This is a genomic window from Streptomyces filamentosus, assembly GCF_014654895.1.
Lineage (GTDB): Bacteria > Actinomycetota > Actinomycetes > Streptomycetales > Streptomycetaceae > Streptomyces > Streptomyces filamentosus.
The window spans coordinates 162,946-181,185 of sequence record NZ_BNBE01000004.1 but is presented as its reverse complement, the minus strand read 5'-3'; the positions used below and the strand labels follow the sequence as shown (position 1 = coordinate 181,185).

Sequence of the window (18,240 nt, the reverse complement as noted above, 5' to 3'; positions counted from 1 at the left end):
TGGGCCGTGGTCCCGGGCCGTGTGGGACGCGGTCTCAGGCCGGGCGGGCCGCGACGAGGACCGGGCGCTCGCGCGGGGCGACCGTCACGGCGTCCCCCGCCGCGAGGGCGGCGGCCTCGTGGGTGGGCAGGTCGGCCTTTACCTCGGTGGCGTCGGCGAGCCGCACGGTGAGCCGGGTGGTCGCGCCGAGGAAGGCCGTCGCGACGATCCGGGCCGAGCACGCGCCGTCCGCCGTGACCCGCAGGTCCTCGGGGCGGACCAGCACGTCGACCTCGCGCGCGGCGGGGGCCTCGCCGTCGACGGGCAGCCGGTGTCCGAGCACCTCCACCGTGCCGCCGTGGAGGCGGCCGGGGATCCGGCTCATGGTGCCGACGAACTCGGCGACGAAGGCGGTCGCGGGCCGCCCGTACAGCTCGGCGGGCGGGGCGCACTGTTCGAGCCGTCCGCCGCGCATCACGGCGACCCGGTCGGCCGTCGACAGCGCCTCCTCCTGATCGTGCGTCACGAAGAGCGTGGTGATGCCGAGTTCGCGCTGGATGCGGCGGATCTCGTCGCGCAGGGTCAGCCGCACCTTGGCGTCGAGCGCCGACAGCGGCTCGTCGAGCAGCAGGACGCGCGGGCGCAGGGCGAGCGCGCGGGCGAGCGCGACGCGCTGCTGCTGGCCGCCGGAGAGCTGGTGCGGATAGCGGTCGCCCTTGTCGCCGAGCCCGACGAGCTCCAACAACTCGGCCGCCTGCCTGTGTCGTTCGGCCCTCCCGGTCTTCCGCATGCGTGGTCCGAAGGCCACGTTGTCGACGCAGTCGAGGTGGGGGAAGAGGCTGTACGACTGGAAGACCATGCCCGCGTCGCGCCGGTGGGCGGGCACCCGGGTGACGTCCCGGCCGTCGACGAGCACCGACCCGGAGTCGGGGGTCTCGAAGCCGGCGAGCATCCGCAGGGCGGTGGTCTTGCCGCAGCCGGAGGGGCCGAGCAGGGCGAGCAGTTCGCCGGGCGCGACGGTCAGGTCGAGCCCGTCGAGCGCGGTGGTCGTCCCGAACGTCCGGCGCAGGCCGCGGAACTCGACGGTCGCGGCGGTGGGGGTGGGGGTGGGGGTCATGGTGTTCCCTTGGCGGTACGGGCGCGGCGGGCGCCGGGGGTGCGGCCCCCGGCCCCGGCGAGGGCCAGGAGCAGCACCCAGGTGACGAGGAGGCTGAGCACGGAGACGGCCACGGACATCTGGGCCTGGGAGCCGGAGACGTTCACGATCCACACGGCGAAGGGCCGGAAGCCGAGGAGCTGGGCGACCGTGTACTCGCCGAGGACCAGGGCCAGGGTGAGGAAGGCCGCGTTCATCAGCGCCCCGCGCAGGTTCGGCAGCACCGCCGTGACCAGGGCCCGCACCGGGCCCGCCCCGCAGCTGCGGGCGGCCTCGACGAGGGTGCGCACGTCGACGGCCCTGAGGCCCGCGTCGAGGGCGCGGTGGGCGAAGGGCAGTGCCATCACCGCGTACGCGAGGACGAGGACGACGGGGAAGTCCGGGTTCTGCAGGGCGACGAAGGTCTGGAAGAGGGGCGTGCGGGAGAGGTGTTCGGGTCCCCACTTCAGGACGGTGCCGATGCCCGCGACGAAGGCGATCGGCGGCACGACGAGTGGCAGCGAGCACACCGCCTCCACCACCGGCCGCAGCCGGGGCGCGCCGAGCCGCAGGGCGACCGCGGCGGGCACCAGCAGCAGCAGGACGACGGCGATCGTGGCGGCGGCGAGCCCGAGCGAGAGCAGCAGGCTCGTGAGGAAGCCCTCCGTGCCGATGATCCGCGTGTACGCGTCGAAGGTGAGGCCCCGGCCCGGCACGTCGACCGTGAAGACCACGGAGGCGGCGAGCGGCACCAGGAAGTAGAGGCCGGCGAGCCCGAGGACCGCCGGGCGCCAGGCGCGGGTCAGGGGGGTCAGTCCAGCCATCGCGAGCTCCGGCGTTGCAGGGGGAGGTGGACGGCCATCACGAGCCCGGCCACGACGACCATGTCGAGGCTGAGGGCGAGCGCCACGTTCTCCTGGCCGACGAGGACGTTGCCGGACAGGGCGTCGGAGATCTGGAGGGTGACGAGCGGGACGGTGCTGCCGACCATCGCGGCGGCTGTGGCGTACGCGGCGAAGGCGCTGCCGAAGAGCAGCACGAGTCCGCCGAGCAGGCTGGGCGCGAGGACGGGCAGGGCGACGTGCAGCCAGTACTGGAGGGTGGTGGCGCCGTTGTTGCGGGCGGCCTCCCGCCACTGGGTGCGCAGCCCGTCGAGGGCCGGGGCGATGGTGAGCACCATGAGCGGGACCAGGAAGTACAGGTAGACGAGGACCAGGCCCCAGAAGCTGTACAGGCTCCAGCCGTGCTCGGCGAGGCCCAGCCGCCGGGTGAGGACGCCGGAGTTGCCGAGGGTGGCGACGAACGCGAAGGCGAGCGGGACGCCGCCGAAGTTGGCGAGCACGCTGGAGGCGGTCAGCACGGCCTCGCGCAGGGCGCGGGAGCGGGAGCTGACGACGGCCTGCGCGAGCGGCAGCCCGAGCAGGGCGGCCAGTCCGGCGGCCGTCGCGGAGAGTTCGACGCTGCCGAGCAGGGCGGTGCGGTAGGCCCCCTGGAGGGAGGCGGTCAGGTTCCCGGTGCCGTACGCGGTGGCGCCGGTGGCCGGATCCCCTGTGGTGAGGGCGCCGTCGAGCATGGCGGCGGCGGGCACGCCGAAGGCGATCGCGGTGAACACGAGCAGCGGGACGGCGGCGAGCGGGGCGGGGGAGCGGCGGCGTCGCCGCCGGGCAGGGGCCTGCCCGGCGGCGACGGCGACGGTCGCGGAGGCGGTCATCCGGAGACGGCCTCGCCCCAGCCCTCGGCGAGCGCCTTCTTGGCCCCGGCCTGCTGGGCCTCGGCCGGGAAGGAGGGCACGCCGGAGACGGCGGGCAGTTTGAGGGCGGCGGCCCGGTCCAGGGTGGCGGCCTTCTCCATGGCGGGCATCAGGACCGGGCGGGCGAAGCCCTTCAGCCACAGGTTCTGGCCCTCGGTGCTGTAGAGGTACTCCTGCCACAGGCGGGCGGCCGCCGGGTGCGGGGCGTCCTTGTTGATCGCCTGCGAGTAGTACTGGGCGTAGCGTCCGTCGGTGGGGACGGCGACCTTCCAGTCGAGGCCCTTGGACGCGAACTCCTGGGCGTATCCGGCGTTCAGGTAGTCCCAGTCGATGCTGATGGGCGTCTCGCCCTTCTCGACGGTGGCCGGGGTGGACTCGACGGGGGTGAAGTTGCCGTTCTTCTTCAGCTGGGCGAAGAAGTCGAGCCCCGGCCGGATGTCGTCGAAGGAGCCGCCCCGGGCGAGGGCCGCCGCGAAGACGCCGGCGAACGCGGAACCGGACTTGGTGGGGTTGCCGTTGAGGGCGACCTGGCCCTTGTACTCCGGCTTCAGGAGGTCCTTGAAGGTGGTGGGGCAGTTCTTGACGCGCTTCGCGTCGCAGCCGATGGAGACGTAGCCGCCGTAGTCGTTGTACCAGCGGGCCTCCGGGTCCTTCTGCCCCTCGGGGATGTCGTCCCAGGCGGTCACCCGGTACGGGGCGAGGAGGCCCTGCTGGGCGGCGGTGAGCGCGAAGGAGCTGCCCAGGTCGAGGACGTCGGGGGCGCGGTCCTGGCCCTTGCGGGAGGTGACGGCGTTGATCTCGTCCTGGCTGGAGGCGTCCGGGTTCTCGACCTCGACCTCGATGCCGTACTTCTGCCGGAAGCCGTCGATGAGGGCGCCGTAGTTGGCCCAGTCGCGGGGCAGCGCGATCGCGTGGAGCTTTCCCTCCTTCTTCGCCGCGGCGATCAGGGCGTCCATGCCGCCGAAGCCGGCGGCGGAGGTGGCGGTGGCGGCGTTCTTGCCGTCGGCGGTGGTGCCGGCGGTCTCGGGGGCTGCGCCGCAGGCGGTGAGGGCGAGCGCGGCGAGGAGGGCGAGGGAACCGCCGAGGACGGCGTTTCTCGGGAGGTGCGCGGGGACGGGCACGGAAGCTCCAGGAAGAGGGTCGGGTTCTCGACTTGTCTGAACAAGTCGGCCCCAGTACGCCCGGCGCCGATGGCGCGGGGGTGAACGAAAAGGGAACGGTCACCCGCGATCTCCTGCACATTGGCAGTGCTTTTCAGCCATGCACGGCTTCCACTACCCTTCCTCTCCTGTGTACACGGCACACCGAGGAGGGGACCAGCGATGACCGCGCGCCACGAGCAGATCGCCACGGAGCTGCGGCGGGCGATCCGGCGGGGCGAGTACCCCGTCGGCGCCCGGCTGCCCGCGGAGACCGAACTCGCCGCCCGGCACGGCGTCTCCCGGGGCACCGTCCGCCAGGCCGTCGCCGCCCTCACCGCCGAGGGCCTCATCGGCTCCCGCCAGGGCGCCCGGCGCGTGGTCCTGGCCGGCCACCGCAGCCAGAGCTTCGCCGAACTGCGCAGCTTCGCCCAGTGGGCCCAGGCCATGGGCCGCGAGGCCACCGGCCGCGTCCTCGCCCAGGAGTACCGCCCCGCCACCCCGGAGGACGCCGCCCGGCTGCACCTCGCCGAGCACACCCCCCTGCTCCACGTGCTCCGCGTCCGTGGCCTCGACGGGGAACCGGTCCTGGTCGAACGCACCGTCTACGCCGACTGGATCTCCCCGGCCGTCGAACCCCTCGACCCCGACTGCGCCTCGGTCACCCAGCGCCTCCACGAGGAGACGGGCCTGGTCTTCGCGCACGGCGAGCACGTCATCGACGCGGTCGCCGCCGGAGCGCGGGACGCCGCCCTCCTCGCCGTCCGCCGCACCAGCCCCCTCCTCCGCGTCCGCCGCGTCACCACCACCCACGACGGACGCCCCGTCGAGTGGTCCGACGACCGCTACCGCCCCGACGCGGTGAGCTTCACCGTCCACAACGCGATCGGCCACAACCCGCTGGTCCGCACGACGGCCGGCTGACGGCCGGGCCGCCGGCCGGTGGGCGGCCGCCGGCCCGGCGCCGCCCTACCGGACGACGACGTGGTGCGCCGGGACGACGGTCGGCCGCACGTCGACCTGGCCGAGGTCGGCCAGGATCGGACCGAAGGTCTGCGCGTGCTTCTCCAGCGCCTCCGCGCTCTCCCACACCTCCGTCACGCGGAACCCGCCGTCCACCGGCCCCGCCGCGTGCGAGATGAGTCCCGGGTCCCCGAGGTCGGCGAACCGCGTGAAGCCCCGGCCCCCGGTCACGCGGTCGATGACGGCGTCGTAGAGCTCCTGCCCGGCGCCCGGGAATTCGAAGGTGACGATGACGGCCATGAGGATGCCCCCTGTCTCGGTCCGCCGCCTGGCTGCGACGGTGCCGCGAGGCTAATCCCGTCCCGCCGGGACCCCGCGGGACGGGAGACGCCCGCCCGACCCGGGCCGGACCCCTGACCTGGGCCGGACCCTCGTCCCCCGGCCGCCGCGATCCACCCCATCGCGTGACGGGCCGGGGCGCCGCGTGGATCCGGAGCACGCCCGCCGGCCCCCGGGATCGGGGGCGGCGGGCGCACTCAGGACCAGGACGCCGTCACCAAGGAGCGCTCGGCGGCGTGCAGATGGACCGCCGAGGCCAGCCACGCGCGGGCGTACGCGTCGGAGGAGGCGTCCTTCAGCCGGCCGAAGGAGTCCCGCGGCCTGCGGTCCGCCTCGGCGGCCAGGGCCTCCGCGAGGTCGGCGGCCACGGTGAGGCCCGCCCGGCGCAGCGGCACCGGCAGGGCGGCCCGGTCCGCTCCCCGCGCGGCCTCGGCGACGGCCCGCCGCCCGCCCGCGACACCGGTCTCCAGCAGCCGCCGGACCCGCCACAGCGGCGCGTCCGCCAGCGGATCGGGACCGGCCTGGACCGGGGCGCCCGCGACGCCGTCCGGTGCGGCGTCCGGCGCCGGACGCGGGAAGTGGTCGCCCTGGAGGCGGTCGTAGCCCAGGTCCGCGCGGCCCCGCCACTCCTCCGGCAGCCGCAGCGAGTGCGCCGCGCCCGGCACCGGGCCCACCGCCAGCGGCCGGAGCGTCGCCGCCCGTTCCGGGTCGGGGCGGCCCAGGACGCGCAGGGCGAGACCGGGGAAGCCGCCGATCCGGCGCAGGTTGGCCGTGTGCGGCAGCTCCGGGTGGGGATGGGCGACGCACAGCCGCACCACCGGACCGCCGCCGAGGACCCGGACCGCCAGATGGTCGCCGGCCGCGCCGAGCACCTCCACGTCGCAGCCGAGCAGCGGCGCCGCCCCGCCCCGGGGCTCCGCCGCGTCGAGCACGGCCGTCACGGCCTCCCGCACCGGCCGGGCGAAGAGCGCGGCGACGGGCTCCTCCGACCAGTCCGCGCCCCGCACCGGAGTGGCCCGGACGTCCCTCCCGGCCCCGAGCCGCCCGTCGGCCGAGACCGTCGCACCCGCGATCAGCAGGCCGCCGCGCGCCAGCCCGGCGTGGTCGAGCACGCCCCCGCCGAGCGCGACCGACGCCGTGCCCGCCCCCTTGGCCCGGGCGAGGCCGCCCGGCCGCACGTCGGACAGGATGTGGAAGACGCCGCCGGGGCCGAGGAGATGGGTCGTCACCCCGCCGTAGCCGGTCGCGGAGAGCACCGGCTCCCGGCACAGCCCGAGCACCCGCAGCGCGCCGCCCTGCTCGTAGGCGCGGCGCCCGGGCCCCGCCGCCGCCCCCGCCGTGCCCGAGGCCAGCAGGACCGCCCCGGCGAGCAGCTCGCGGAAGGCGGCCGTCAGGTCGGAGAGCCGCTGCTCCCGCCCCTGTTCGCGCGCGGTCCGCAGTCCCCGTACGACGGCGAGCGCGGCCGCCTCGGCGCGCGGCAGCCCCGCGAGCCGCGCCGTGTGCGCGGCGCGCAGCAGCTCGGCCTGCACGACCGTCCCGCCCGCCGTGACCCCCGCGGCGAGGGCCTCGGCCGCGGCCCGCCAGAGCGCCGCCCCGGCGTCGACCTGCGCGGGCGACGGCGACGTCCCCGGCACCTCGGACGCTTCCCGTACGCCCGGTGCTTCCGGCGCTTCCGGTACGCCGGGCGCTTCCGGCCGGGACTCGGCGACGGCCCCGGCGGCCACCGGGCCCGCCGCCACCGGGCCCGACACCGGCGGCTCCGGGGACGGCGGGCCCGCCGGGGGCAGGACGTCCCCGTCCGCGATCGGCGCCGCGCCGAGGACGGCCGCGCGGTGCAGGCAGCGCGGCGCCAGCAGGCAGGTGCAGACCGCCTGTTCCGGTCCGGTCACCGCGCCGGACGCCCCCGGCCGCAGGATGACCAGGGTGTCCTCGCCGAACCGCACCTCCACCGTGCCGTCCGGGCCCTCGGCGGCGCGCCCGGCGCACTCCGCGACGGTGGCGTCGAGCTTCTTGCGCAGCCGCGCGGTCAACTGCTCCACGGCCTCGGCGAGGACCTCGGGGGCGACGGGCGGCAGGGATGCGGTGCTCAACGGGCTTCTCCACGGAGGCGGTCGCCGACCCAGCGGGCGAGGGCGAGCGGACTGAGGGCGGCCACCGGCATCCCGGCGGCGACGAGCCGGCGCGCCACCGGCACCGAGTAGCGGGGCGCCCCCGCGTCGTCGAGGGCGGCGCAGCCCAGCAGGTGCACCCCGGACGACGCCAGCGCGCGGACCTCCCCGAGGAGGCCGGAGAGCGGCCCGCCCTCCTCGAAGTCGCTGACCACGACGACGAGGGTGCGGCTGGGCACGGTGACGAGCGTCCGCGCGTGCGCCAGACCCGCGGCGATGTGGGTGCCGCCGCCGACCCGTACTTCGAGGAGCAGGGAGAGCGGGTCCTCCACCCGGTCGGTGAGGTCCACCACCTGCGTGGAGAACGCCAGGAAGTGCGTGGACAGCGTCGGCACGCCGCCCAGCACCGCGGCCGTCAGCGCCGACCAGACGACGGACGCCTCCATCGAGCCGGACACGTCGACCACGAGGATCAGCCGCCAGTCCGCCTCCTTGCCCGCCCGGGTGCCGAACACCGGCTTCTCCGGGACCACCACGACCCGCCCGTCGTCCAGCCGCCGGGTGTGCGCCAGATTGGCCCGCAGGGTCCGGGCGAGGTCGAGGCGCCCCCCGGGGCGCCGGGTGGGCCGGGGCGACGACAGCCCCGACAGGGCCGGACGCACCCGGGTGGCCAGCTCCTTCGACAGCTCGTCGACGAGCCGCTTCACCAGCGGCCGCAGCCGCGCGAGCTGCGCCTCCGGCATGCCGCCGGCCAGCGACAGCACCGAGGACAGCAGCTCCACCGAGGGCCGGACGGCGGCCGGGTCCAGCTGCGCCAGCACGTCGGAGCGGCCCGCGTCGGCGGCGTCCGCGAGGACCTCCTCGCGGACGTCGGCCCCGAACAGGGCCTCCAGCTCCTCCGCCCACTCGCGGGCGGTCGGGAACGACGCCTCCTGCCCGCCGCCCCGCCCGGCCGCCCCGCCGTCGAGCCCGTCGGAACCCTCGCCGCGCCCGTGGCCGTACAGCTCGTCCAGCGCGTGGGCGTAGCGGCGGGCCCGGTCGCCCAGCCGCTCCCGGTGCCTGCCGAGGAGCAGCCGCCACCGGTCGGCGGCCCCGATCCCGTGCTCCGCCGCCGGTGGCACCGGGGCACCGCCGGACGCCGGTACGGGGGCGGGCGCCCGCGACTCCGGTACGGAACCGGCCGCCGCGCCGGGCAGCGCCAGGTCCTTCAGCGCAGCCAGGCCCGCCGCGTCCGCCGCCGCCCACAGGGCGAGGAGTTCGGGCGGGGCGTCCAGGGAGAGGTCGAGCCGGTCGCCGAGCCGTTCGGTGACCGTGGCGAGGAGCCGGTCCCGGGCGGCCGGCGACAGCGCGTCGAAACCGCCCCGCAGCGCCGGCAGCCGGTCCAGGAAGTCCTGGTCGGCCAGCGTGCCGACCCGGTCGAGGAGCGGCCCGAGGGCGTCCGGGGACATCTGGAGCAGCGGCCCGGCGGCGGTGAGCAGACCGGCCAGCCGCTTCGCGAGCGCCCGGCGCGCCTCGGGGCCGGTGGCGCCGTCGATCCAGCCCGCCGCCCGCTCCCCGAGCCCGGCGGCCGGATCGAGGTCCAGCAGGACGCGGACCGCGAGGGCCGCGCCCTGGACCAGCGGCGAACCGTCCGAGGCGAGGTCGGCGAGCGCCCGGTCCATCCGCAGCCCCAGCTGCCGCGCCGCCGTCCGGTCGGCCAGCGCGACCAGGGCCGCGGCGTCCGCGGGCGCGTCGCTCCCGGCGAGTCCCGGCAGCGCGCGCACGGCGGCCTCCAGGAGCTCGCCCGTCAGCGCGCCCGCCGCCTCGCGCGCCTCCGGCCCGGCGCCCGGGAAGTGCCCGCGCCGCAGGCCCTCCAGCAGGTCCAGGGCGGTGAGGAGTTCGGGCAGGTCCGCCGCGTCGGGCAGCACCGACGCCGCCTCCCGCAGCCGCTCCTTGACCAGCTCGGGAAGAGCGCAGCGGGCGGCGGCGGTGAGCCCCGCGAGCACCTGCGCCGGCGTCGGCCCGCCCTCGGCGGCCTCCCGCCGCGCGGTCTCGCCCAGCGTGCCCGCCGCCGCCTGCGCGGCCGTCACCCCGCGGGCCCCGGCCAGGTCGAGCCGCGCCGGCACCGAAGGCGTCCACGCCAGCCGCCACTTGGTGCCCAGCGCGGTGCCGTCCCCGGTCGCCGCCACGGCGATCGGCTCGCCGTACGAGGCGCCGATCACGAGGAGCCGCTGGAGCAGCACCTCGCGGCGCCCGTCCAGCGGCGACCGCAGCGGGTCGAGCCGCACCTCGCGCGGCTCGGGCTCGTCCGGGCGGGGCAGCCGGAGCCGGGCCAGCTCCTCCTCCACGGACGGTCCGAGGCCGGACCGGGGCGCGTGCGGGGTCGGCCTGCCCCGTACGGTGCCGACGAACACGGCCTCCAGGGCGCGCGCGAGGGCCCGGCCCCGGCCGAGCGGTTCGCCCTGCCCCAGCACGGTGGTGACGGCCTCCAGGAGTTCGCCCCGGCCCGGGGCGGGCAGCCCGCGCAGGGCGGCCAGGTCGCAGGCGAGCCGCAGCGCCTCGGCCGCCTCGCCCGTACCGGCGGTGTGGCCCGCGCGGCGCAGCTCCCGGCACAGCCCCGTCAGGGCGGCCGAGGCCGCGTCCCGCAGCCGCTCCGGCACGCCGCCCGCCTCGAACACGGCCTGCTGCCAGCGCGGATCGCGGATGCCCGCCGGATAGCCCGACCGGGAGTCCAGCAGGTCGAAGGAGTACGGCACGAAGGAGGTGACGGCCCCCTCGGCCGGTGCGCCGTCGAGGTCCCCCGGGGCCGTCCCGTCGGGGGCCGGGGCCAGCGCGGGGGCGTGGAAGGCGCCGACCACGGCCGCGACCCGCTTCCCGCCCGTGCCCGCCGCCGCGATCACCCGGCGCATCCGGGCCTCGCGCGCCAGGTCGGAGGCGGGCACGACGGCGTCGGCGCGCAGCGCCCAGCCCACGCCGAGCGCCGCCCGGCGCACCGCCTCGGGCGCGCACCCGGGGGCGAGCACCTCGACGGCCCGGTCCCACAGGTCGTCCCCGTCCCGGCCGGTGCCGGCGGCGGTCAGCGCGTCGGCGAACAGCCGCCGCCCGGGGCCCGTTCCCGCCCCTGCTTCCTCCCCTTCCGCCGGGACCTCCTCCGCCCCCGCCGACCAGCCGGGGTCGCCGAGGGGCAGGTCGCAGCAGACGACCTCGGCGCCCCGGTCACGGGCCCACCGTACGGCCGCGAGTTCCGGCGAGAAGTCCGCGAACGGGTAGAACGCCAGTCGTCCGCCCTCGCCCGTCCCGGCGAGGGCGACCGGGGCGACCGTCTCGGGGTCGGCGAGGTGCTCCAGCCACGGCCGGAAGTCCGGCGGCAGCTCCACGCAGACCACCTCGGCGTCCGCCGCGTCGAGCAGGGCGGGCACCACGGCGGCGAGCGCCGGACTGTGGTGCCGCACGCCCAGCAGGTACGGGGCGCGCGACGCGGCCAGCGCGTCGACGGCCGCCCTGGGGTCGGGGACGGTCACCGCAGGCTCCCGCGCAGGTCCCAGAGACGGCGCCACATGGCCGAACCGGTCTCCGCGCGGCGGCGGACCGGCCCGTCCCAGTAGCCGAGCAGCCGGGCGTGGTCGGCCGGATCGTCCTTGCGGACGACGCCGAGGAGGTGGCCGGGGAGCAGGTCGAGGACGTCGCCGCCGGGCAGGTAGGCCGCCGAGAGTCCCAGCGAGGCCGCCACCTGCACCGCCTCGGCGGTGGACATGACGGTGCCCGGCCGCTCCACGTCCCAGCCCTCGGTGGACCGGCCCGACCGCAGGTCGCGGAAGACCGTCACCAGGGCGTCCAGGACGGCGTCGTCGACCCCGAACTCCGCCCCGGCCCGCCGCACCGCCGCGACCGCCTGACGCCGGATCAGGGTCGCCTCGGCGTCGGCGTCGGCGATCGGGTCCACGGTCTCGAAGTTGAAGCGCCGCTTGAGCGCGGCCGACATCTCCGAGACGCCCCGGTCCCGGAGGTTGGCCGTCGCGATCACCGTGAAGCCGGGGGCCGCGCTCACCACGGCGTCCTCCGTCGCGGTCAGCTCGGGGACCGTGACCCGGCGGTCGGACAGCAGCGACACCAGGGCGTCCTGCACCTCGGGCAGGCAGCGGGTGATCTCCTCGACCCGCACCACCCGGCCGGTGCGCATCGCGGACAGCACCGGGGAGTCGACCAGGGCCTGCGGGGTGGGGCCCTGCGCGAGCAGCAGGGCGTAGTTCCACCCGTACCGGAAGGCGTCCTCCGTGGTGCCCGCGGTGCCCTGGACGGTGAGGGCGCTCGTGCCGCAGACGGCCGCGGCGAGCAGTTCCGACAGCATCGACTTGGCGGTGCCCGGCTCGCCGGTCAGGAGCAGTCCGCGCTCACCGGCCAGGGTGACCACGCACCGCTCCACGAGCGCCCGCTCGCCGACGAACTTCGGGCTGATCGCCAGCTTCGCGGGCAGCCCCTCGCGCCGCTCCGGCAGCGCGAGCTCGACCCCGGCGCTGCCGCAGACGAAGGTGACGACGGCCCGGGGGGTGAGCAGCCAGCCGGGCGGCCGGGGACCCGGGTCCTGGGCGGCGAGGAAGGCGAGTTCGGCGGCGTGGCGCTCCTCGGCCGGCCGGACCTGCCGGGCGGGGACGGACTGTTCGGTGACGGTCATGCGCGGTTCCTTCGGGAGGGAGGGGGAGCGGGCGGGGAGGGAAGACGGACGGGGGCAGCGGGGGAGGGGGCGTGATCGGGCACGGGGAGGGGGCCGGGACGCCTCGGAGGCGCGGGCCCCCGGGGCCGCGGGTTCCAGGACGGTGGGTGCCGGAGGAGCGGCCCCGTCCCGCGCGGTGTGGGCACGGCCCGGGACGGGTGGGCCCGGAGGCAGGGCGGGCCGTGCCGGGAACCCCGCCGTGCGCCGGGCCCGGCGCGCCCCGTCTCCGGGGGCGCCGGGTCCGCCGCGCACGGCACGGCCGGTCAGCGGCGCCGGCGGGTGCGCTTCACCTTCAGTTCCTCGAAGCGCGGGAGGTCGCCGTCGGTGATCCGCCGCCAGGCCCGGGCGTACAGCTCGGCGACCGGTTCCGTCGGCACCAGCGGCCCGAGGACGGGCCGGCCGCTCGCGGGCAGGCCGAACAGCGTCAGCTTCCACTGCTCGACGGGGAGTCCGGGCGACGGCTGCTCCGCCCAGGCGCCCGGCAGGAACAGCGAGCGTCCCGCGCGGGCCCGGACGGCGGACACCACCAGGTCGGTGGCGGCGAGTTCGGCCCGCGCGGCCTTCAGGCGCGCCGGCTTCCACCCCGTCCATCGGGCCGTGTTCCGGTCGGTCGGGTCGGGCAGGGCCAGCAGCATCAGGTACAGCGCCGCGGCGTCGGCCCCCAGGCCGTGCGCCTGCGCCGCCTCCGCCACCAGCGCGGGCACCGACCGCGAGGGGTCCTGCGGCCACCACGTCCCGTCCCCGTCCGGCGCGCCCGCCGCGGGCGCGCCCGGATCGGCGAGGAGCCGTGCGAACGCCGGGTCGTGGCAGCGGCGCAGCGCCGTCTCGACCGCCGTCGGCCCCTGATCGGGGTCGCGCAGCGCCACCAGGTACGGGTCGGAGCCGGTGGAGTCCAGCAGCGACGTCCGCACCGCGGGCAGCGGCTGCCCGTCGTGCGTGGCCATCAGCACCGCCCCGTAGCGCTCGTGGTCCGGGGCCGTCTCCGTGGGGGCGCCCGCCACCCTCCGGAACTCCGCCAGGCTGGTGTAGCGCCCGACGGCGACCAGCAGGTCGGGCGAGGCCAGCCGCTGCCGCACGGCCGTCAGCGCGCCCGGCAGCGCCGCCCGCAGCGGCTCGCCCGCCGGGAGGCGGTGCGCCAGCCACGCCAGCAGGCTCACGGCGCCCGTCAGGACGGTGCCGGTGAACGGCGCCTCGGCGGGCTCCGCCGGCTCCGGCCGGTCCCGCTCGATCCGCCAGGCCACGTCCGTGCCCAGCTCGGGGGAGCCCGCCGGGTCCAGCACCGCGGCCAGCGCCCGGGGGGCGGGCCAGCCGCCGCGCACCGCCCGCGCGGCCTCGGCCGTCAGCCAGTCGGGAACCGGCACCCGGCGGCCGACGCGCGCGTTCCACACCTCGGCCGCGGCCGCCACGTCCGGGCCCTCGGTCCACAGCCGCGCCGGGTCGGCGGGCAGCAGCGCCGCCACGACCTCCTGGCGCACCTCGACCGGGAGGGCCCGCAGCTCGTCCCGGGCCTGCGCGGCCTCGGCGACCTTCAGGCCGAGGGTCTTGCGCAGTTCCACGGGCAGGAAGTTGTTCTCGTGGCTGTCGACCTGGGGCATGCCGGTCAGAACGAGCCCGGCGAGCGCCCGGGAGGCCCCGGTGAGGCGCCCGAACTCCTCGGCCGCCCCGGGCGGGAACGGCGCCGCGCCCTGCGCCTCCGCCTCCTTCAGGAACGCCGCCGCCCAGTCCGCGCCGCGCCCGCGGTCGCCGACGGGACCGCTGCCGCGCACCGCGTACGGCCCCGGGACCTCGAAGCGCCCGCTCGGGTCGTACAGCAGGGCGCCGAACTCCCGCCCGTCGGGCACGCTGTCGCTGTGCTCGGTGAGGCCGAGGGCGGCCCCGCCGCCGAGCGGCACCACGCTGCGGTGCGACGTGTTCCGCGCCTGCCCGTCCGGGGCGGTCAGATGCGGCTCCGCCAGGTGCAGCAGCACCCGCCGCCAGCGGTCGGCGGATCCGGCCGCCGACAGCAGGCCGAGGGCGTCGGCCCTCCGGAGCAGGCCGAGCAGCGCGTCGCGGTGGCCGGGGTCGGTGCCGGGCGCGACGGCCCGGTAGGCGAGCGCGGCCGGCCGGTCGAGGAGCGGGGTGAACGGCAGCCCGGACCAGGGGAGCGACGGCAGGTCGAAGTGGAGGCGGCCGGGCACGGCCACCGCGTCGGTGTCGCCGGTCACCGCCGCCAGCTGCTCCAGGTACTGGTGGGAGACGTCCGCGTCGGAGCCCCACCGGTAGTAGCCGGAGCCCACCACGCCGTTGAGCGCCTGGGCGAGGATCCGGTCGGCCGGGCCCCCGGCCCGCTCCGCGACGGGCGCGCCCGCCGGGTCGAGACGGGCGGCGACCGCGTCCAGGGCCTTCTGCTGCCGGACGGCGAAGCCCAGCGCCTTCACCACGCCGGCGACGAGCTCGGGCGCGGTCAGCGCCGGGAACGCGTCGCGCACGAGGGCCGCGACGTCCTCCACGCGCTGCGTGGCGGCGGCCGCCTTCAGCAGCGTGCCGGTGGTCCCGCCGTCGGCGGCGCGCAGCGCGGCCGAGCCCCGAGGGTCGCGGGCGCGCAGCGCGTACAGGAAGGGGAGCGGCGGGAGCAGCGACGACGCGGTGCGGAACAGGTCGTTCCGTCCGCCTTCGCTCGTCAGCGTGACGACGCCGTCCGGGTCGGTGAGGGCGAGCGTCCGCCACTCCCGGCTCAGGGCGCGCGGGCGGTCGTCGCCGGGGAAGGCCACCGCCGCGAGCGGCAGCTGGGCCCCCTCCGGCAGGGTCACCGTGCGTCCCGCGAGGTCGTCCGCGTGCCAGCCGTTCCCGGGCAGCCGGACCACGCGCCAGCCCAGCAGGCCGTCGACGGGCGCGCCCAGGACGGAGCCCTCCACGGCGGGGGCGGGCCGCAGCCAGGAGGAGAACGCCCCGAGCACGGCGTCCGGGCCGTGCGGCCGCAGCGCGTCGGCCAGGAAGCCGGGCTGCGAGCGCCGCCCGTAGGCGCCCTCGGCGGGGTCGTACTCGACCCAGCCGCTCTCGTCCGTGCCGCCGCCGTTCTCGTACACCCAGTACGACGTCCCGTCGGAGATCACGGCGGCCTCCTGGGGGAGGCGGCTGTCGCCGGGGTGCAGCACGCCGCGCCCGGTGGTGCGGCCGCCGCCGGGCAGCGGGAGGCTGACCTGACCGGACCGCAGGGACCAGTGATTGACGTTCTCGTCGAGGGTGACCAGCCGGTCGGGCGCGGTGTGCCAGTAGCCCTGCGCCGTGCCGCTGCCGTACGCGCTCCAGAACACGAACAGGGCGCCGTCCACGTAGTGGAAGCCGCGGCTGCGGACCGAGGACGCGGAGGACGGGACGCGCAGGTCGTGGACGAGGACGGTGGAGTCCGCGCCGATGACCCGGGCCTGGGTGGCGTTCGCCACGATCAGGTAGGGCCACGCCTCGGCGACGGTCAGTCCCTCCGCGTCGGACCGGCCCGGCGACAGCTCCGCCACCGCCCGCTCCCACTCGGGCCACCCGAGCTCCTCCCACAGCCCGCCGCGCAGGGTCCGCGCCAGCGTCTCGCCGAGGTCGGCGCCCGCCGCGGCGGCCACCTCGTCCGGCGCGAGCGCCAGCGCCTCGGACGGCAGCCACGACAGGGTGGACAGGGCGTCCGGCAGGCCGGGGAGTCCGGCCGCCACCGACTTCCGGGCGACCGCGCGGGTCCAGCGGGCCAGCAGCTCGCGGCCGCCGGCCGCCCCGGCCAGCCGGCGCATCACGTCCTCGCCGTGGCCGCCGCCGTTGAAGGAGTCCGCGCCCCGGTCGAAGGCCCGGTGGAAACGCGGGTCGGCGGCGAGCGCGGCCAGGTCCCGGGGCCGCTCGGAGTTGTGCCAGTCCGTCAGGTCCAGCGAGACGCCGTACCGCCGGCCGCCCGATTCCTTCTCGGGCGCCGGGGCGGTGACGGGGATGTCCAGGGCGAGCAGCAGGTCCAGCAGGTTGGCGTCCTCGATGCCGATCCGCACCTCGCGGCGGCCCTCGGGGCGGGCCGCCAGCCCCTCCCGGATCCGGTCCGCCGCCCGCTCGACCAGGTCGAGCAGCGCCGTCGGCGTCGGCCGGGGGCCCCAGCCGCGGTGCCGGGCGGCGTGGAAGCGCTCCAGCCAGCCGTCGGCGCCGTCGGCGCACCGCTCCTCTGCGGGCAGGTCCGCGTCGACGAGGCCCGCCTCCGCGCCGGACTCCGCGAGGATCTCCAGCCACAGCTCGCTCAGGGCGCCGTCGTCCGACGACGGGGTCAGCGTCAGCAGGGTGCCGCGGACCGCCGGCACGCGCCGGGCCAGGGCGACGAGCGCGCCGCGCTGCGCCTTCCACCAGCCCGTCGCCGCCCGGAGGGTGGCCGGCAGCGGCAGCAGTTCGGCGAGGTGGTCCTGCTCGGCCTCCGCGGCGGGCAGGCCCGCCGCGCGGGCGAGCCGCCGCAGCTCGGTGGCGGCCTGCGCGGACGGGGCGAGCCCGCCGGCGGTGCGGCGCACGCACAGGCGGCGGAACCGCTCGTACGCCTCCTGGGGCGCCAGGCGCGCCGACAGCTCCTTGCCGTACCCGGACAGCACCTTCACCGGCAGCGCGCCGGCGAGCGCGAACTCCAGGAACACGGCGTCGAGCCGGTCCTCGTCGACGGGCAGCCCGTGCTGTGCCTCGCTGGTGCGGGCCCGGCCGAACAGCTGCCCCGCGTACGTGGTGTTCTCCACCGCGAGGAAGATCCGCGCGGACTGCTCGTAGAAGACGGGCAGGAAGTGGGGGACGGAGGCCGCGAGCCGGCCGGCGAGTTCGAGGCAGGCGTCGAGCGCCGCCTTGGGCTTGGTCTTCGCCTGCCGCGCGAGCCGGTCCAGCTCGGGCACGACGGCGAGCGCGTGGTGGCCGTCCTCCGGGTGGTGCACCAGCACCCACTCGGGGAAGCCGAGCTCCTGACGCCGGCCCAGGCCCACCACGACCGGTTCGGCGGCGGGTTCGAGGCCGAGGAAGCCCGCGGCCAGGTCCTCGGCGGCGCCGAGCTCGGCGGCGGTCAGCCGCACCACGACCCGGTCCTCGCCGAGCACCGGGTGGCGGTAGGTCCGCGCGGTCAGCTCCACGGCGGCGGGTCCGGCCCCCGCGGTGCCGACCGGGAGCACGGCCCCGGCGTCGAGCAGCGCGGCGCCGTCCGCCGCGGTCGTGCCGCCGGCGGTGCCGTTCGCGGTGCCGTCCACCGTGGTCGTGCCGTTCGTAGCGGTCGTGCCGGTCACGCGTTCCCACCCTCTTCGATCGTGCGGCCGGCGTAGAGCGCGGCGGCCATGCGCATCCCCTCGGACCAGGCGACCGGTCCGACCTCGTCGAGCCGCACCGCGCGGCCCTCGTCGTCGTGCCAGCCCAGTCCGCCGGTCTCCGACTCCCCGTCCCAGTACGGCTCGCCGATCCACACCGACGCCTCGGTGCCGCGGCCGCCGTCCCGCACCTTGCAGGTGGCGTAGCCGCCGGAGACCCGGTAGCCGAGGCCGGTGGCCCGCGCGGCGAGCCCGAAGCGGGAGGCGAACTTGCCGCCCGCGTAGTCCCGCACCTCCGTCGCGTTCGCCGCGAACGCCTCCGGGCGCGTCCAGGTGGCGCGGTGGATCTGCTCCACGCGCTGCGTGATGCCCAGTTCGGCGGCGAACTCCCGCACGTCGTCGAGGTCGGGGAGGAGCACCGGGTGCGGCACGGTCACCGTGCGCGGCGCCATCCGGACCGTCTCGCCGTCGAGGTCGACGACCTTCAGCCCGCCGTCCTCGGACACGTCCCGCAGGAAGCCGACCTCGTCCGGGTCGTCCCCGACGACGGCCATGTCGCGCAGCGCGGACCGCCACGCCTCGTCCGGCCAGACCCGGGCGATCAGCGCGGTCGGCACCGGCAGCGAGGACACCATCCAGGCGTCCACCTGCGCCACGCACGCGTCCGCGTGCCGGTCCAGCCACTCGGCCAGGCGCCGCAGCCGGTCGACCCCCGGATCGTCCCGAAGCGCCTTCGGGACGGTCTTCAACTGCCGCCCCCCGGACCGGCGGGCGACCACCCGTCCGCCCTCGTCGAGGGTGACCTCGTACCCCTCACCCGCATCCAGCCACGCCATCAGCCGCGCCCCTCCACCCGTACGTCTCTCGTCC

Annotated in this window: 11 protein-coding genes; 1 reads left to right on the top strand and 10 read right to left on the bottom strand. The window is 77.5% G+C overall.

Annotation, left to right across the window (positions count from 1 at the left end):
- Positions 1-34: 34 nt before the first annotated feature.
- From IE326_RS34625 to IE326_RS34610, 4 genes are read right to left on the bottom strand one after another with little or no spacing between them, the layout of a single operon-like run.
- On the bottom strand, positions 35-1,096 hold the full coding sequence (locus IE326_RS34625; RefSeq protein ID WP_190044401.1) for an ABC transporter ATP-binding protein: 1,062 nt from the start codon (positions 1,094-1,096) through the stop codon (positions 35-37).
- Positions 1,093-1,938, bottom strand: a complete 846-nt coding sequence (locus IE326_RS34620) for an ABC transporter permease (RefSeq protein ID WP_190044400.1) — start codon at positions 1,936-1,938, stop codon at positions 1,093-1,095. The genes IE326_RS34625 and IE326_RS34620 overlap by 4 nt, the downstream gene beginning before the upstream one ends.
- On the bottom strand, positions 1,926-2,825 hold the full coding sequence (locus IE326_RS34615) for an ABC transporter permease (RefSeq protein ID WP_190044399.1): 900 nt from the start codon (positions 2,823-2,825) through the stop codon (positions 1,926-1,928). The genes IE326_RS34620 and IE326_RS34615 overlap by 13 nt, the downstream gene beginning before the upstream one ends.
- Positions 2,822-3,985, bottom strand: coding sequence for an ABC transporter substrate-binding protein (locus tag IE326_RS34610; protein ID WP_190044398.1), 1,164 nt, complete (start codon positions 3,983-3,985; stop codon positions 2,822-2,824). Before IE326_RS34610 ends, IE326_RS34615 begins: the two co-directional genes overlap by 4 nt.
- 201 nt (positions 3,986-4,186) lie before the next feature.
- Here IE326_RS34610 and IE326_RS34605 point away from each other — a divergent pair, with 201 nt between their 5' ends.
- Positions 4,187-4,927 carry a GntR family transcriptional regulator gene (locus IE326_RS34605; protein ID WP_150233451.1) on the top strand — a complete coding sequence of 247 codons (741 nt, stop codon included), beginning with the start codon at positions 4,187-4,189 and terminating at the stop codon, positions 4,925-4,927.
- Between the two features lie 45 nt (positions 4,928-4,972).
- Here the strand turns inward: IE326_RS34605 and IE326_RS34600 are convergent, their stop codons facing one another.
- From IE326_RS34600 to IE326_RS34575, 6 genes are all read right to left on the bottom strand, one after another.
- Complete coding sequence (locus tag IE326_RS34600) at positions 4,973-5,266, bottom strand: hypothetical protein (RefSeq protein ID WP_150233449.1); 294 nt, start codon at positions 5,264-5,266, stop codon at positions 4,973-4,975.
- A 236-nt stretch (positions 5,267-5,502) separates the two neighbouring features.
- The gene (locus IE326_RS34595; RefSeq protein WP_190044397.1) at positions 5,503-7,395 is read right to left on the bottom strand and encodes a hypothetical protein; all 1,893 of its coding nucleotides are present in this window, start codon (positions 7,393-7,395) and stop codon (positions 5,503-5,505) included.
- Positions 7,392-10,913, bottom strand: coding sequence for a vWA domain-containing protein (locus tag IE326_RS34590; protein WP_190044396.1), 3,522 nt, complete (start codon positions 10,911-10,913; stop codon positions 7,392-7,394). Before IE326_RS34590 ends, IE326_RS34595 begins: the two co-directional genes overlap by 4 nt.
- Positions 10,910-12,064 (bottom strand): ATP-binding protein, encoded by a 1,155-nt coding sequence (locus IE326_RS34585; protein ID WP_190044395.1) that lies wholly within the window; start codon positions 12,062-12,064, stop codon positions 10,910-10,912. The genes IE326_RS34590 and IE326_RS34585 overlap by 4 nt, the downstream gene beginning before the upstream one ends.
- A gap of 302 nt (positions 12,065-12,366) precedes the next feature.
- A complete protein-coding gene (locus IE326_RS34580; protein ID WP_444545382.1) occupies positions 12,367-17,352 on the bottom strand; it encodes a DNA-binding protein in 4,986 nt (1,661 codons plus the stop codon).
- Positions 17,349-18,206 (bottom strand): DUF4132 domain-containing protein, encoded by an 858-nt coding sequence (locus IE326_RS34575; protein WP_150233440.1) that lies wholly within the window; start codon positions 18,204-18,206, stop codon positions 17,349-17,351. The genes IE326_RS34580 and IE326_RS34575 overlap by 4 nt, the downstream gene beginning before the upstream one ends.
- Between the last annotated feature and the right edge of the window lie 34 nt (positions 18,207-18,240).